The following is a 15,642-nucleotide window of genomic DNA, read 5'->3' as shown; positions in this document are numbered from 1 at the left end:
ACATAGACGTAAAGGAGTGAAAGCATGAGCAAGAAAGTCACTGAGATTGTCGAGGAAATGGCTGCCCCGATCCTCGAAGAATTAAACCTCGAGCTCGTTGAAGTAGAGTATGTAAAAGAGGGCAGAAACTGGTTCCTTAGAGTGTATATCGATAAGGAAAACGGTGTGGACATTGAAGAATGCGGTATTGTTTCTGAAAGGTTGAGCGAGAAGCTCGATGAAAAAGATCCAATTTCCAATAACTATTTCCTGGAGGTTTCTTCTCCAGGTGCTGAACGCCCATTAAAAAAAGATAGCGATTTTATGAAGGCAGTCGGTAAAAATGTACATATTAAAACATATGAACCGATTGATAATGAAAAAGAGTTTGAAGGTATCTTAAAAGATTTTGATGGTGACACCGTTATAATCGAAATTAAAATTAAAACACGTAAAAAGGAAATAACTATTCCTTATGATAAGATTGCCAAGGCAAGATTAGCGATTAGTTTTTCATAAGGGTTTAAGATTGTAAGGAGGGGATTAGTAAAATGAGTAATGAATTACTCGATGCACTGACCATTTTAGAAAAGGAAAAAGGAATTTCAAGGGATGTGCTCGTTGAGGCGATTGAAGCCGCTCTTGTATCAGCCTATAAGAGAAATTTTAACCAGGCTCAAAATGTCCGTGTGGATTTTAATTTGGTGAATGGATCCATGCGTGTATTTGCTCGTAAAGAAATTGTTGATGAAGTTTTTGATTCCCGCCTTGAGATCTCTTTGGAAGAAGCAAAAAGCATCAATCCAAACTATGAAGTAGAAGATGTTCTGGAGCTTGAAGTTACACCAAAAAACTTTGGTCGTATCGCAGCTCAAACAGCTAAGCAAGTTGTAACTCAACGTGTCCGTGAAGCTGAAAGAGGCATTGTATACAATGAATTTATTGACCGTGAAGAAGATATTATGACTGGAATTGTCCAACGCCGTGATTCTAAATATATATATGTAGCTCTCGGTAAAACAGAAGCATTGCTTCCAGCCAACGAGCAGATGCCGAATGAATCCTATCAACCGCATGAACGTTATAAAGTATTTCTAACAAAAGTAGAAAAAACTTCAAAAGGGCCGCAAATTTTCGTTTCACGTACACATCCGGGCCTTTTAAAGAGATTATTTGAACTTGAGGTACCTGAGATTTTTGACGGAACAGTTGAAATTAAATCTGTTGCCCGTGAAGCAGGAGACCGCTCAAAAATATCAGTTCACACTGATAATCATGAGGTGGATCCGGTAGGTGCTTGTGTAGGTCCTAAAGGCCAACGTGTTCAAGCGATTGTAAACGAACTAAAAGGCGAAAAAATTGATATCGTAAAATGGTCAGATGACCCTGTTGTTTTCGTAGCCAATGCTTTAAGTCCTTCAAAAGTTCTTGAAGTCATTGTGAATGAAGAAGAGAAAGCAACAACAGTTATTGTACCTGACTATCAGCTTTCCCTGGCAATTGGTAAACGTGGGCAAAATGCTCGCCTTGCTGCAAAGCTTACTGGGTGGAAGATAGATATTAAGAGTGAAACAGATGCGCGTGAAGCGGGAATCTATCCTGTTAATCGCCTGACTGAAGAAAGTGATGATGACGAGCTCGAATTTAAAGGCTTTACATTCGGACTCGATGATGAAACAGAAGAATGATCCTATTGGTGAGGTGAAAATGGTGAACAACCGAAAGAAAGTACCGCTGAGAAAATGTATCGGCACCGGTGAAATGAAACCAAAAAAAGAAATGATCCGGATTGTTCGCTCCAAGGAAGGAGAGGTTTCGATAGATCCGACCGGCAAGAAATCAGGCCGCGGGGCCTATTTGAGCCTATCTGAGGAAGCCATTAACGCTGCCAAAAAGAAGAATAGCCTATCTAATCATCTGGAGGCAGATGTAGATTCTTCTATATACGAAGAACTTTTAAAGCTGGCTGCTAAGGAGAACAAATCACGACCATGATGCAAAAACAATGGATGTCCCTTTTGGGACTCGCATATCGAGCGAGAAAAGTTATTTCCGGGGAAGAATTGGTTATAAAAGAAATACGCTCTCGTCGAGCGAAAATAGTTTTATTATCAAAAGATGCTTCTTTAAACACGGAAAAGAAAATCACCGACAAATGTCATTTTTACAAAGTACCGATATGCCGAGTTGAAAACCGAACCGTGCTTGGTCAAGCAATAGGCAAGGATTCAAGAGTGGTAGTCGCTGTACTTGATGATGGATTTGCAAAGAAATTAATCTCCTTGCTCGATTAACTAATTCGGGGGTGAAGGAATGGGTAAAGTACGTGTATATGAATATGCGAAGAAGAACAATGTTTCTAGTAAAGTGGTAATTAATAAACTTAAAGATATGGGGATTGACGTCAATAATCATATGACGGCTCTAGAGGATCAGGCAGTAGAAAAATTAGAAAAACTGTTTAATCCTAAATCGGAAAAGACAAATACCGAGAAACCTCAAAATACTAACCAAACTAGAACTAGTCAAAATCAGAACCAGAACCAAAACCGAGGAAATATAAACGGGCAACAACAAAAACAGCAAACAAATAGTAACCAGCAAAGAGGTGGCCAGCAAGCTTTAAGGCAATCTCAAAGTTCCGCAAGACCTAATCCTGGTGTTACAGCAACGAGGAATAACCAGGGAACTAATCAAAATACAAAGAATAAACCGGCATCTAAGGGTAATGAAGGGAAAAAAAGCGTGCAAGATAATCAAAAAAGAGGTAACTTCAGAAATAATCGAAATAAAAAAAATAACCAACGTCATCAAAGTAAGTCAACTTATCAACCAACACCTAGAAAAGAAAGAGAATTACCGGAGAAAATCACATTCACCGAATCTCTGTCTGTGCAGGAGTTAAGTAAAAAGATTTATCGTGAACCAAGTGAAATTATCAAAAAACTATTTATGCTTGGAGTCATGGCAACGATTAATGCAGAATTAGATAAAGATGCAATTGAACTTATTTGTGCTGATTATGGCGTAGAAGTAGAAGAAATCATTAAAATTGATGTAACAGATCTTGAAGCTGTCATTGCGGATGATGAAAATCCAGATGAAAATACAGTGGAAAGACCGGCAGTAGTTACGATTATGGGTCACGTTGACCATGGTAAAACAACATTGCTGGATGCAATCAGAAATACAAAAGTTACTGAAGGCGAAGCAGGCGGAATTACGCAGCATATCGGTGCTTATCAAGTTGAGGTAGATGGCAAGAGAATCACGTTCCTTGATACACCGGGACATGCTGCCTTCACTACAATGCGTGCGCGTGGTGCTCAAGTAACGGATATTACAATTATCGTTGTAGCTGCTGACGATGGAGTAATGCCACAAACAGTTGAAGCGATTAACCATGCTAAAGCAGCAGAGGTTCCAATTATTGTGGCAGTTAACAAGATGGATAAAGAAGGAGCTAATCCTGATCGCGTAAAACAGGAATTGGTTGAAAATGGCCTGGTACCAGAAGAGTGGGGCGGGGATACTATTTTTGTACCAATGTCTGCGAAAAAAGGTGAAGGTATCGAGACATTGCTTGAAATGATTTTACTTGTAAGTGAAGTAAATGAATATAAGGCAAATCCTAAACGTAAAGCCATTGGTACGGTTATTGAAGCGGAATTGGATAAAGGACGTGGATCTGTCGCTACTTTACTTGTTCAAAATGGAACACTGCGTATAGGAGATCCAATTGTTGTTGGAGATACTTTTGGTAAAGTACGTGCGATGGTAAATGATTTAGGCCGCCGTGTTAAAGAAGCGGGTCCATCCACTCCGATTGAAATTACCGGATTAAACGAGGTGCCTCAGGCAGGCGATCGCTTCGTTGTATTTGAAGATGAAAAAACAGCACGCCAGGTTGGGGAAGCTCGTGCTCAAAGACATATCTTAGCTTCACGTAATGAAAGCTCCCGTGTAACACTTGAAAACTTGTTTGATCAATTAAAACAAGGGGAAGTAAAAGAAATTAATATCATTGTAAAAGGTGATGTTCAAGGTTCTGTTGAAGCGGTCGCTGCTTCCTTGCAAAAAATTGAGGTTGAAGGCGTAAAAGTTAAAATTATTCATGCGGGTGTTGGTGCAATTACTGAATCCGATATTATTTTAGCGACTGCCTCTAATGCAATTGTAATTGGTTTCAACGTGCGTCCGGATGTTAATGCTAAGCGTGCTGCTGAAGCTGAAAAAGTAGATGTACGTCTGCACAGAATTATCTATAAAGCAATCGAAGAAATCGAAGCAGCGATGAAAGGGATGCTTGATCCTGAGTATGAGGAGAAAGTAATCGGTCAGGCTGAAGTTCGTCAAACCATCAAAATTTCCAAAGTAGGAACAATTGCAGGAAGCTATGTAACAGATGGTAAGATTACACGTAACAGTGGAATCCGTCTAATCCGTGAAGGCATCGTAATCTTTGAAGGTGAACTGGATACACTTAAACGCTTCAAAGATGACGTGAAAGAAGTAGCTCAAGGCTACGAATGCGGAATAACGATCAAAAACTTTAATGATATTAAAGAAGGCGATGTTATCGAAGCATATGTAATGGAAGAAATTAAAAGAGCATGATTGCTGCGGCAGAATGTGAATGTTTGATTCCTAATGCTCAATCCTTAAAGGAAAAAAGAGCGGTTCTGCAGCGCGTTATGACGCGATTAAAACAAAAATTTAATGTTTCTGTCGCAGAGGTTGACTATCAGGACATGTGGCAACGCACGGTTATCGCAATCGTGGTTGTCTCGTCGTCCAGAACCAGTTCTGAAAGGGAATTGCAAAAAGCATTATCCTACCTCGATTCTTTTCCTGAATTGGAGAGTATTGCGACAAATATAGAATGGCTTTAAAAGAGGTGAAAAATATGAGCCTTAGAGCTACCCGTGTGGGAGAGCAAATGAAAAAAGAACTCAGTGATATACTTGGCAGAAAAATCAAAGATCCACGAGTTGGATTTGTGACTGTCACAGATGTTGAAGTTTCTGGAGACCTTCAGCAAGCCAAAGTCTATATATCGGTTCTCGGTGATGCCGAAAAAAGAGAAGATACACTTAAAGGTCTTGCTAAAGCTACTGGATTTATTCGTTCTGAGCTGGGCCAGCGTATTCGATTACGAAAAACTCCGGAAATTATTTTTGAATTTGATGAGTCGATTGACTATGGAAACAGAATTGAAAATCTATTGCATCAAATTCATCAGGAAAATAAAGAACCCAATGAATAAGGACTAGGATAGACGTTATGTCTATCCCCTTTTTATATAAAAAATTAGGAGAACAGGGTGATAGTGATGGAAGAGTTAAATGGAATCCTGATTCTCAATAAACCGGCAGGATTTACTTCTCATGACTGTATTATGAAAGTCAGAAAAATACTGAGGATGAAAAAAGTCGGACATACAGGAACGTTGGATCCGGATGTCACAGGTGTACTGCCTATATGTCTTGGAAAAGCAACCAGAGTTGCGGAGTACATAACGGATGCTGGTAAAGAATACATAGGTGAAGTGACTATTGGCTGGTCCACAACCACAGAAGATGCTTCGGGCGACATGGTAGATAAGAAGGTAATTGAGAAGCCGATAAAACGTACTAAGATTATCGAGATTTTGAACTCGCTCACAGGAACGATTGTTCAAACACCTCCAATCTACTCAGCTGTTAAAGTAAATGGAAAGCGCTTGTATGAGTACGCATTAAAGGGAGAAAAGGTAGACATCCCCTCGCGTAAGGTGAATATTTATGAAATTGAACTTTTGGACGATAGAGAACTATTTGAAGGTGAATCCATTTCGTTTTCTTTTCGTGTCTCATGTGGGAAAGGAACGTATATCAGAACGCTCTCCTGCATGATAGGTGACCAATTAGGTTATCCAGCCCATATGTCTAAGCTCATCAGGTCACGCTCAGCGGCTTTCACCCTTGAGGAGGCAATTACACTTGAACAGCTGGCTTTACATGCGGAGAAGGGCACTGTAAGCGACGTACTGAAGCCTATAGAAGAAGGTGTTCCCAATCTGCCGATTATTAAGGTTTCCAGTGAAATTGCAGAAAAAGTCCGTAATGGTGCTGTACTGACCTCTGACAACCTATCTGCTGAAAATACGGAGAGTCCTTTTGCTATTTTTAATGAACAAGAAGAACTAATGGCAATTTATCAGCATCATCCAGAGAAAAAAGGATTGTGTAAACCGGTTAAAGTTATTCCATTTATATAGTATGATATGGATGGAGATTGAAATTAGAGGGGAATAGAGATGAAAATAATCAATATTACACATCCCCATGACTATAAGCGGGGGGACTTTCCGCCAATAGCAGTAGCTCTTGGTTATTTTGATGGCGTTCATATTGGCCATCAAAAGGTTATTGAAACGGTAAAACAAATTGGTGAAGAAAAAGGGCTGGCAACAGCGGTGATGACATTTGATCCTCACCCATCTGTCATTTTGAATAAACATATAAAGCACGTGAGGCTTTTAACACCATTGCAGGATAAAATTGAATTAATGAAGAACATAGGGTTGGATTATCTTTTTATTGTCCAATTCACACCTGATTTTTCAAGTCTTTCACCACAAAAATTTGTGGATGATTATTTGATTTCATTGCATATTCAGCATGTGGTTGCCGGCTTTGATTATTCATATGGACAATACGGAAGAGGAACTATGGAAACTCTTCCGCACCATGCAAAGGGTATGTTTGATGTAACAACCGTGTCAAAGCAAGATATTGGAGAGGAAAAAATCAGTTCCACTCGTATTCGAGAGGAATTAATTAACGGCCATACTGAAACAATTAATCAATTATTAAGCAGGTATTTCACTGTTAAAGGATGTATTGTAGATGGAGAGAAACGCGGGAGGTTATTAGGGTTTCCTACTGCCAATATAGAAGTGGACCCCGATTATTATCTTCCTGGTACCGGAGTTTATTGCGTACGTATGAAAGTACGAGGTAATTGGTATAATGGTATATGTAATGTAGGCTATAAACCTACTTTTCATATGGAAAAAGAAGAGATTCCCACTATAGAAGTACATCTATTAGATTTTGAGGCTGATATCTATCAAGAGAGAGTTGTGGTAGAGTGGCATAAACGCATACGGAGTGAACAGAAATTCAGCTCTGTGGAACAATTGGTTACTCAGCTTGAAAAAGATAAACAATTCGCAATAGAATATTTTGGAGTGAATTAAGTACTTGCTTTTTTAACCGAGAAGTAGTATTCTTAATATCGTATGAAAAGAACCTTTCCTTGGCTAAGCGCATCACCAACGTTCGCTCAGGAATAGGGGATTTTGAAAATTTTAGGAGGTGAATTAGGATGGCATTAACGCAAGAGCGTAAAAATGAGATCATTAATGAGTACAAAACTCATGAGAGCGACACTGGTTCTCCAGAAGTTCAGATCGCTGTCCTTACTGAACAAATCAACACACTTAACGAACACTTACGCACTCACAAGAAAGATCACCACTCACGTCGCGGTCTTTTGAAAATGGTAGGTAAACGTCGTAACTTACTTACTTACCTGCGTAATAAAGACGTTACTCGTTATCGCGAATTAATCAACAAGCTTGGTTTACGTCGATAAACTACTCAGAAAAAGCGGGATTTTTCCCGCTTTTTTGTTATACATAGAGGAGAAAGAGGAAAGTTAAAGGGTAATGTCGCTTTTTAACTCGACAACTATGGAGTATACTAATATTAATTTGATTGAAATCCAACAGATCTTGTCAAAATGATGAGAAACAGGATAAATTTTGTAAGATTATTGTAAGTAGAGAGGAGCAATGAAGAAATGGAGCAAACAAAACGCACATTTTCTTTAGATTGGGCAGGACGTCCATTAACGGTTGAAATCGGCCAATTAGCAAAGCAAGCTAATGGTGCTGCTTTGATTCGCTATGGCGATTCAGCCGTATTAAGTACAGCTGTAGCTTCAAAGGAACCGAAGAATTTAGATTTCTTCCCATTAACTGTAAGCTATGAAGAAAAATTATACGCAGTAGGTAAAATCCCTGGAGGGTTCATTAAACGTGAGGGTAGACCAAGTGAAAAAGCGGTACTTACAAGTCGTCTAATCGACCGTCCAATTCGCCCGCTGTTCGCAGATGGGTTCCGTAATGATGTACAAGTAGTCAGTATGGTTCTTAGTGTAGATCAAAACTGCCCAACTGAAATGGCAGCTATGTTCGGATCCTCATTGGCACTTTGTGTTTCTGATATCCCGTTTGAAGGACCAATTGCCGGTGTTATTGTAGGTCGCGTTGATGGTAAGTTTGTCATTAACCCAACGATCGAACAACTTGAAAACAGTGATATTCATTTAACTGTTGCAGGAACAATGGATGCTATTAACATGGTTGAAGCAGGAGCACAGGAAGTGCCGGAAGAAACCATGCTGGAAGCTATCATGTTTGGACATGATGAAATCAAGAAACTGATTGCATTCCAAAATGAGATTGTGGCTGCAGTTGGTAAAGAAAAACGTGAAATAACTCTTTATGAGCTAGATGCAGAATTAATCGAGGAAGTTAAAGGTATGTGTTTAGAAGAAATGAACACTGCTGTGCAAGTTCAAGAAAAACATGCTCGTGAAGATGCAATCAAAGCAGTAAGAGAAAAAGTTGTTGCTGTCTTTGAAGAAAAAGAAGCTGATGAAGAAAAGCTTAAGCAAGTAAATGAAATCTTGAGTAAATTGGTGAAGGATGAAGTTCGCCGTTTAATTACGGAAGAGAAAATCCGCCCTGATGGAAGAAGTCCTGAAGAAATTCGTCCATTATCCTCTGAAGTTGGCTTATTGCCTCGTACTCATGGTTCCGGATTATTTACTCGTGGACAAACTCAAGCCCTTTCTATTGCTACACTGGGTGCATTAGGAGATGTTCAGATATTGGACGGGCTTGGCCTTGAAGAGTCTAAACGTTTCATGCATCATTATAATTTCCCGCATTTCAGCGTTGGTGAAACTGGACCTATCAGAGGACCAGGCAGACGTGAAATCGGACATGGTGCATTAGGTGAGAGAGCGCTTGAGCCGGTTATTCCAAATGAAAATGATTTTCCATATACTATTCGTCTTGTGTCAGAAGTACTTGAATCTAATGGCTCTACGTCTCAGGCAAGTATTTGTGCAAGCACATTGGCATTAATGGATGCGGGTGTTCCAATTAAAGCGCCGGTAGCAGGAATTGCAATGGGTCTTATTAAAAAGGGAGAACATTATACAGTTCTTTCCGATATTCAAGGAATGGAAGACCACTTGGGAGATATGGACTTTAAAGTAGCAGGTACAGCAAAAGGTGTAACTGCACTTCAAATGGACATAAAAATTGCAGGTCTGACTCGTGAAATCTTAGAGGAAGCATTAATGCAAGCTCAAAAGGGCCGGAATCATATTCTGAATCACCTTACAAGCACATTAGAGCAGCCAAGAAAAAATCTTTCTCAATATGCGCCTAAGATTTTAACGATGGCTATTAAACCTGACAAAATCAGAGACGTTATTGGACCAAGCGGAAAACAAATCAATAAAATTATTGAAGAAACCGGTGTAAAAATTGATATCGAGCAGGATGGTACAATCTACATCGCATCCACTGATCAGGAAATGAATGAAAAGGCTAAAACGATTATTGAAGATTTGGTACGCGAAGTTGAAGTTGGCCAAATTTATCTTGGTACGGTTAAACGTATTGAGAAATTTGGATGCTTCGTTGAAATCTTCAAAGGTAAAGATGGTCTTGTCCACATTTCTGAACTGGCAGAAGAACGTGTAGGAAAAGTCGAGGATGTAGTAAAAATTGGTGATGAGATCCTTGTTAAGGTAACTGAAATAGACAGACAAGGAAGAGTCAACCTTTCTCGTAAAGCAGTTCTAAAAGAACAAAAAGAAAAAGCAGAACAGAAATAAACATGACTTGGTCGGCTAGGAGACATTGGTTTCCTAGTCTTTTAATCATGTTCATATCTAATTATGGATTCTTGCGGTTCTAACCTGTCCTACCTGCTCATACATTTTGTGTGAGGAGGAGAAGAGATGGATAAAAAATTGTTGCAATTTCTTGCATTTTGTACCATTTGCGTTATATCATGGGTGTTGGTGCAAAGCTCATTTATGGACCAATATGTAAAAGGTATTCCAAATGGAACTGTCGCTTATGTTACAAATACAAATGATGAACTGTACCAACAAATTGAACAAGCAGCTAAAACATATAATCAAGAGCCTGTAGACGCTGTTATAGATAAGGTGTGGAAGAAAACACCCGGATACAATGGCATTCAGGTCAACATTGAGAAATCTTATAAAAAGATGAAAACTAAGGGTAAATTTCAGGAAGCTCAACTCATTTTCAAAGAAAACAGCCCTAATGTTCATTTACAAGACTTGTCACCATCGCCAATATACCGTGCGAATCCAAATAAACCCGTTGTATCCTTTATTATTAATGTAGCCTGGGGTAATGAGTATATTGAAGGAATGCTGGACACTTTAAAGAGACATAAGATTCATGCTACATTTGTATTGGAAGGACGCTGGGTAAAGAATAATCCGGATCTAGCCAAGCGGATAGCAGCAGCCGGTCATGAATTAGGGAATCATTCATATACTCATCCAAATATGCAACAATTATCAGCTGCGGCTGCCGAGAAAGAAATCAGCGAAACAAACCGGGTCATCCAGGAGGTAACAGGATATACTCCTAAGCTATTTGGACCTCCGAGCGGAAGTTTTAATGATCGTACAGTTAAGGTTGCAGCAAGTCTTGGAATGGAAACCATATTATGGACAGTTGATACAGTAGATTGGAAAAAACCCACACCGGAAGTCTTAACAAAAAGGGTCCTTGACCACATACATAAAGGTGCGCTTATTCTTATGCACCCAACAGAATCAACATCAAAATCAATGGATATATTAATCAAGAACATTGAGAAGGAATATAAAATTGTACCTGTCAGTGAGGCATTCAAAGAAGAACGTATAAGTCCCTGAAGACTTTCCTGCCTTTATTTTGGCGGGAAAGTTTCTCTATGCTATAAAAATGTATACATATTGGGTATGGTAATAAAGAGGGGCATCATGAATAGGAGGAACATTTGTTGATAAAAAAATATACTTGTCAAAATGGGGTCCGTATCGTATTGGAAACAATCCCTACTGTTCGTTCAGTGGCGATTGGTGTTTGGATTAAAACCGGTTCCCGAAATGAAGATTCCTTAAATAATGGAATTTCGCATTTCTTGGAGCATATGTTTTTTAAAGGAACAACAACAAGATCTGCCAAAGAAATAGCCGAATCATTTGATCGGATTGGCGGTCAGGTAAATGCTTTCACCTCAAAAGAATATACGTGCTACTATGCCAAAGTATTGGACGATCATGCACCTTATGCGCTGGATGTTCTTGGTGATATGTTCTTTAATTCTACATTTGCTGAAGAGGAATTGAAAAAAGAAAAAAATGTAGTTTGCGAAGAGATTAAGATGTATGAAGACACACCTGATGATATTGTTCATGATATTTTAAGCCAGGCTGTTTACGAAAAACACCCGCTTGGTTACCCTATTTTAGGTACAGATAAAATTCTTGATACCATTAATTCAGAGACATTGAAACAATATGTCTATAATCACTATACACCTGATAAAGTGGTAATCTCGATTGCAGGAAATGTGGATGAGAGTTTTATCAAGCAGGTTGAAGGTTTATTTGGAAGCTATGAAGGCGGTACAGCACGTCCTGAATTGGAAAAACCAACTTTCCATACCAATAAGATTGTCAGAAAAAAAGATACCGAACAAGCCCATTTATGTCTTGGGTATAACGGTTATGATATAGGCAATGAAAATATTTATAGCTTAATCACTCTGAACAATGTACTTGGAGGATCTATGAGCAGCCGTTTATTCCAAAATGTGCGAGAAGAAAAAGGGCTTGCTTACAGTGTCTATTCCTATCATACCTCCTATCAGGATAATGGTATGGTGGTTATTTATGGTGGAACAGGGGCAAATCAAGTTCATCAGCTTTATGATACAATACAGGAAACTCTTACTGAATTGCGTAATGACGGCATTACTGCCAAAGAGCTTGATAACTGTAAAGAGCAGCTGAAAGGAAGTTTGATGCTAAGCTTAGAAAGCACAAACAGCCGAATGAGCCGTAACGGTAAAAATGAGCTGTTATTGGGTAGACATCGAACTCTTGATGACATAGTTGAATTAATCGATGCTGTTTCGCTTAACAGCGTAAATCAGTGTATAGAAGATATTTTTACAGACTCCTATGCAGCAGCTTTATTGGGTCCGCAAGATGAGTGGAACTTAGATTAAAAAATAAATCTCTGGCAAGCTGGCGTGAACATCCATTGGATTTTGCGCCGGCTTGTTTTTTTGCGTGTTTGGAACAACTTTTTCTTCTAAAAGGATGTCACTCATTCATATAGTGAGATTAAGCAGAATGTGATAGGAGTGTCCTAAAATGAAGCTGAGCGAATTAAGTGGCAAAGAAATTGTGGATGTAAAAAAAGCAGAACGATTGGGCGTCCTTGGTCAAACTGACCTTGAGATCGATGAGTTAACCGGACAAATAACCGCCCTTTTAATCCCATCTGGAAAATGGTTTGGTTTTAGAAAGAATGGTGATGAGGTCCGTGTGCCATGGAGTCAAATAAAAAAGATTGGTACGGATATGGTCATCATTGATATTCCTGATGGAAATTCAATAAAGGAAACTTAAAAAACGCCGAAGGGCGTTTTTTTTTTGTTTACCTCGTTTTTATCACGTCTGGTTCCTGTATTTCATACTATGGGTTGTATGAATTGATCTTTAAAAAATAAAGAAGGTGAAAATCTTCCATGCTCACAGGAATGAATATTGCCGTTCTTGGTGGAGATGCCAGGCAGCTTGAAGTGATTCGAAAATTAACCGAGTTGGACGCAAAGGTATATTTAACAGGTTTTGAACAGTTAGCACATGCATACACGGGAGCAGTAAAGGAAAAACTGGAAGATTTGCCGGTAAAAGAGCTGGATGCGATTATTTTGCCTGTTGCTGGCACAAATATGGAAGGTAAGCTGGATACCATTTTTTCAAATATGCAAGTCATCCTGACAGAAGCTTTTTTAAAGGAGACACCGAAACATTGTACAATCTATTCCGGTATAAGCAATGATTATTTAATAAATATAACGAAACAGGCAAACCGTAAACTAGTTCAATTATTTGAACGAGATGATGTAGCTATTTATAATTCTATTCCCACAGTAGAAGGTACCATTATGATGGCCATTCAGCATACAGATTTTACGATACACGGATCAAATGTGATTGTTCTTGGATTAGGAAGAGTGGGAATGAGTGTGGCACGTGCTTTCCATGGACTGGGGGCCAAAGTTCAAGTTGGTGCCCGTAAATCAGAACATATAGCCAGAATAGAGGAAATGGGGTTAACTCCCTTCCATTTATCTGCGTTGGAATCTGTGGTTGAAAATGTGGATATTTGTATTAATACGATTCCTCACAAAATCATTACCGCAGGAATTATTTCAAGGATGCCGTCCCGAACGTTGATTATTGATTTGGCTTCGAAACCGGGCGGAACAGATTTTAGATATGCAGAAAAACGTGGAGTTAAAGCCATATTAGCACCAGGGTTACCCGGTATAGTGGCCCCAAAGACAGCCGGTCAGATTATTGCAAATGTGCTGGGACAGTTATTGTTGGATGATTTAGGAAATGGAAGGGAGACACCATGATGGATGTTAAGGGGATGAGAATAGGGTTTGGATTGACAGGATCGCACTGTACGTATGATGAAGTATATCCACAAATTGAAAAGCTGGTACATGCAGGAGCCGAGGTTGTCCCTGTTGTCAGTTATACTGTTAAAAATACCGACACAAGATTTGGCAAGGGAGAGGATTGGATAGCAAGAATAGAAAAACTGACAAACAGAAAAGCGATTGATACCATCGTCGATGCGGAGCCTTTAGGTCCCAAATATCCGTTGGATTGTATGGTGATTGCACCCCTGACAGGTGTTTCGATGAGTAAATTTGCAAATGCACAAAATGATTCACCCGTTTTAATGGCTGCAAAAGCTACACTTCGGAATCATCGCCCAGTTGTTCTCGGTATATCGACAAATGATGCCCTAGGTTTAAATGGTGTGAATTTAATGAGACTCTTAAGCACTAAGGACATATACTTCATTCCATTTGGCCAGGATGATCCTGAAAAAAAACCAAATTCTATGGTTGCCCGAATGGAAAGTCTCGTGGAAACGGTGGAATATGCTCTTGAGGCAAAACAAATCCAGCCTATTATCATCGAAAAATACAGAGATTAAAGTGCATGATTTAAAAAAAAGATATCTTATGATATATTTTATAGAAGAATATATTCATTGTTCTGAAAAGAAGGTTGCTCCTTTTATAAAAAATATATAAATAGCTATGACAGCATATCTTATTATTTCTAGTAGTTTACATGAAAATAAATACCTAATTTTATAGGAAGGGGTAACAAACATGAATGAAAAAAAATTACACGTAGCTGTAGTCGGGGCTACTGGTGCAGTTGGACAGCAAATGATTGACACTCTTCAAAAAAGGAATTTCCCTATTGGGAAGATAAGTCTGTTATCCTCTTCTCGTTCAGCAGGTAAACAAATCGAATTTAATGGAGAGACCATAACAGTACAGGAAGCAAAGCCAGAGAGCTTTGAAGGGGTAGACATTGCCCTGTTTAGTGCTGGCGGAAGTATATCTAAAGCATTAGCTCCTGAGGCTGTTAAAAGGGGTGCTATCGTTGTGGATAATACAAGTGCCTTCCGTATGGACGAAAATGTTCCGCTTGTAGTTCCTGAGGTGAATGAGGATGATCTTCGTAAGCATCAGGGAATCATAGCTAACCCTAATTGTTCGACAATCCAAATGGTAGCAGCACTTGAACCAATCAGGAAAGCCTATGGACTTAAAAAAATTATTGTTTCCACTTATCAGGCTGTTTCTGGAGCGGGTGCAGCAGCTGTTGAGGAATTAAATACGCAAGCAAGCGATATTTTAGCCGGTAAGACTGTTAATCCATCTATATTACCTGTTAAAGGTGCGGAAAAACATTATCAGATAGCTTTTAATGCTATTCCTCAGATTGATGTTTTCGGTGAGAATGGGTATACATTTGAAGAAATGAAAATGGTAAATGAAACGAAGAAAATTATGCATTTGCCGTCACTGCAGGTAGCAGCAACATGCGTTCGCCTTCCAATCGCAGTTGGTCATTCAGAATCCGTGTATATAGAAATTGAAAATAACGGTGTCAGTGCTGAGCAAGTAAAAGAAATATTACTAAATGCTCCTGGAATTGTCCTTCAGGATGATCCCGCCAATCAAGTCTATCCAATGCCGGCAGATTGTGTTGGGAAGAATGAAGTTTTTGTTGGGAGAGTAAGGAAAGATTTGGACGAAGATGCCGGGTTCCATATGTGGGTTGTTTCCGATAACCTATTAAAAGGGGCCGCCTGGAATTCTGTTCAAATTGCAGAGAGCCTTATTCGATTAGGGCTAGTGTAATTATTGAAATGATAGGATATCTTGGCCTTCT

17 protein-coding genes are annotated in these 15,642 nt (G+C 39.2%); all 17 read left to right on the top strand.

The genetic code is table 11. The annotated features are described in order from the left end of the window. The first annotated feature begins 24 nt into the window (after positions 1-24). The 17 genes from rimP (at position 25) to asd (ending at position 15,611) form a co-directional block, all read left to right on the top strand. Positions 25-498: a ribosome maturation factor RimP gene (rimP, locus tag AC4BHP_RS07480; protein ID WP_066100348.1), complete on the top strand. Its 474-nt coding sequence runs from the start codon at positions 25-27 to the stop codon at positions 496-498. Positions 499-530: 32 nt separating this feature from the next. Further along, the gene (gene nusA, locus AC4BHP_RS07475; RefSeq protein WP_490551804.1) at positions 531-1,667 is read left to right on the top strand and encodes a transcription termination factor NusA; all 1,137 of its coding nucleotides are present in this window, start codon (positions 531-533) and stop codon (positions 1,665-1,667) included. Between the two features lie 19 nt (positions 1,668-1,686). Next, positions 1,687-1,974 (top strand): RNase P modulator RnpM, encoded by a 288-nt coding sequence (rnpM, locus tag AC4BHP_RS07470; protein WP_066102270.1) that lies wholly within the window; start codon positions 1,687-1,689, stop codon positions 1,972-1,974. Beyond that, positions 1,971-2,273 carry a YlxQ family RNA-binding protein gene (locus AC4BHP_RS07465; RefSeq protein WP_139891224.1) on the top strand — a complete coding sequence of 101 codons (303 nt, stop codon included), beginning with the start codon at positions 1,971-1,973 and terminating at the stop codon, positions 2,271-2,273. The genes rnpM and AC4BHP_RS07465 overlap by 4 nt, the downstream gene beginning before the upstream one ends. Positions 2,274-2,292: 19 nt before the next feature. Then, a complete protein-coding gene (infB, locus tag AC4BHP_RS07460) occupies positions 2,293-4,596 on the top strand; it encodes a translation initiation factor IF-2 (protein ID WP_490551803.1) in 2,304 nt (767 codons plus the stop codon). After that, the gene (locus tag AC4BHP_RS07455; protein ID WP_066100337.1) at positions 4,593-4,871 is read left to right on the top strand and encodes a DUF503 domain-containing protein; all 279 of its coding nucleotides are present in this window, start codon (positions 4,593-4,595) and stop codon (positions 4,869-4,871) included. The genes infB and AC4BHP_RS07455 overlap by 4 nt, the downstream gene beginning before the upstream one ends. A gap of 14 nt (positions 4,872-4,885) precedes the next feature. Next, positions 4,886-5,245: a 30S ribosome-binding factor RbfA gene (gene rbfA / locus AC4BHP_RS07450; protein WP_066102267.1), complete on the top strand. Its 360-nt coding sequence runs from the start codon at positions 4,886-4,888 to the stop codon at positions 5,243-5,245. A 66-nt stretch (positions 5,246-5,311) separates the two neighbouring features. Further along, positions 5,312-6,238 carry a tRNA pseudouridine(55) synthase TruB gene (gene truB / locus AC4BHP_RS07445; protein WP_066102266.1) on the top strand — a complete coding sequence of 309 codons (927 nt, stop codon included), beginning with the start codon at positions 5,312-5,314 and terminating at the stop codon, positions 6,236-6,238. 39 nt (positions 6,239-6,277) lie between these two features. After that, positions 6,278-7,222, top strand: coding sequence for a bifunctional riboflavin kinase/FAD synthetase (gene ribF / locus AC4BHP_RS07440; RefSeq protein WP_490551802.1), 945 nt, complete (start codon positions 6,278-6,280; stop codon positions 7,220-7,222). Positions 7,223-7,350: 128 nt separating this feature from the next. Beyond that, positions 7,351-7,620: a 30S ribosomal protein S15 gene (gene rpsO, locus AC4BHP_RS07435; RefSeq protein WP_066100335.1), complete on the top strand. Its 270-nt coding sequence runs from the start codon at positions 7,351-7,353 to the stop codon at positions 7,618-7,620. 207 nt (positions 7,621-7,827) lie between these two features. Then, positions 7,828-9,942 (top strand): polyribonucleotide nucleotidyltransferase, encoded by a 2,115-nt coding sequence (gene pnp, locus AC4BHP_RS07430; RefSeq protein WP_066100333.1) that lies wholly within the window; start codon positions 7,828-7,830, stop codon positions 9,940-9,942. Between the two features lie 126 nt (positions 9,943-10,068). Then, the gene (locus AC4BHP_RS07425; RefSeq protein ID WP_139891223.1) at positions 10,069-11,028 is read left to right on the top strand and encodes a polysaccharide deacetylase family protein; all 960 of its coding nucleotides are present in this window, start codon (positions 10,069-10,071) and stop codon (positions 11,026-11,028) included. Positions 11,029-11,135: 107 nt separating this feature from the next. Beyond that, on the top strand, positions 11,136-12,368 hold the full coding sequence (locus AC4BHP_RS07420; protein WP_490551801.1) for a M16 family metallopeptidase: 1,233 nt from the start codon (positions 11,136-11,138) through the stop codon (positions 12,366-12,368). A 148-nt stretch (positions 12,369-12,516) separates the two neighbouring features. Beyond that, positions 12,517-12,774 carry a YlmC/YmxH family sporulation protein gene (locus tag AC4BHP_RS07415; RefSeq protein ID WP_139891221.1) on the top strand — a complete coding sequence of 86 codons (258 nt, stop codon included), beginning with the start codon at positions 12,517-12,519 and terminating at the stop codon, positions 12,772-12,774. A 119-nt stretch (positions 12,775-12,893) separates the two neighbouring features. Next, positions 12,894-13,793 carry a dipicolinic acid synthetase subunit A gene (gene dpaA, locus AC4BHP_RS07410; RefSeq protein ID WP_490551800.1) on the top strand — a complete coding sequence of 300 codons (900 nt, stop codon included), beginning with the start codon at positions 12,894-12,896 and terminating at the stop codon, positions 13,791-13,793. Next, positions 13,793-14,386, top strand: coding sequence for a dipicolinate synthase subunit B (locus tag AC4BHP_RS07405; RefSeq protein ID WP_139891556.1), 594 nt, complete (start codon positions 13,793-13,795; stop codon positions 14,384-14,386). The genes dpaA and AC4BHP_RS07405 overlap by 1 nt, the downstream gene beginning before the upstream one ends. Before the next feature lie 181 nt (positions 14,387-14,567). Next, positions 14,568-15,611 carry an aspartate-semialdehyde dehydrogenase gene (gene asd / locus AC4BHP_RS07400; protein ID WP_066100321.1) on the top strand — a complete coding sequence of 348 codons (1,044 nt, stop codon included), beginning with the start codon at positions 14,568-14,570 and terminating at the stop codon, positions 15,609-15,611. Positions 15,612-15,642: the final 31 nt, after the last annotated feature.

Source organism: Pradoshia sp. Z4_20 (assembly GCF_058216035.1).
This window is presented reverse-complemented; position numbering and strand designations above follow the sequence as displayed.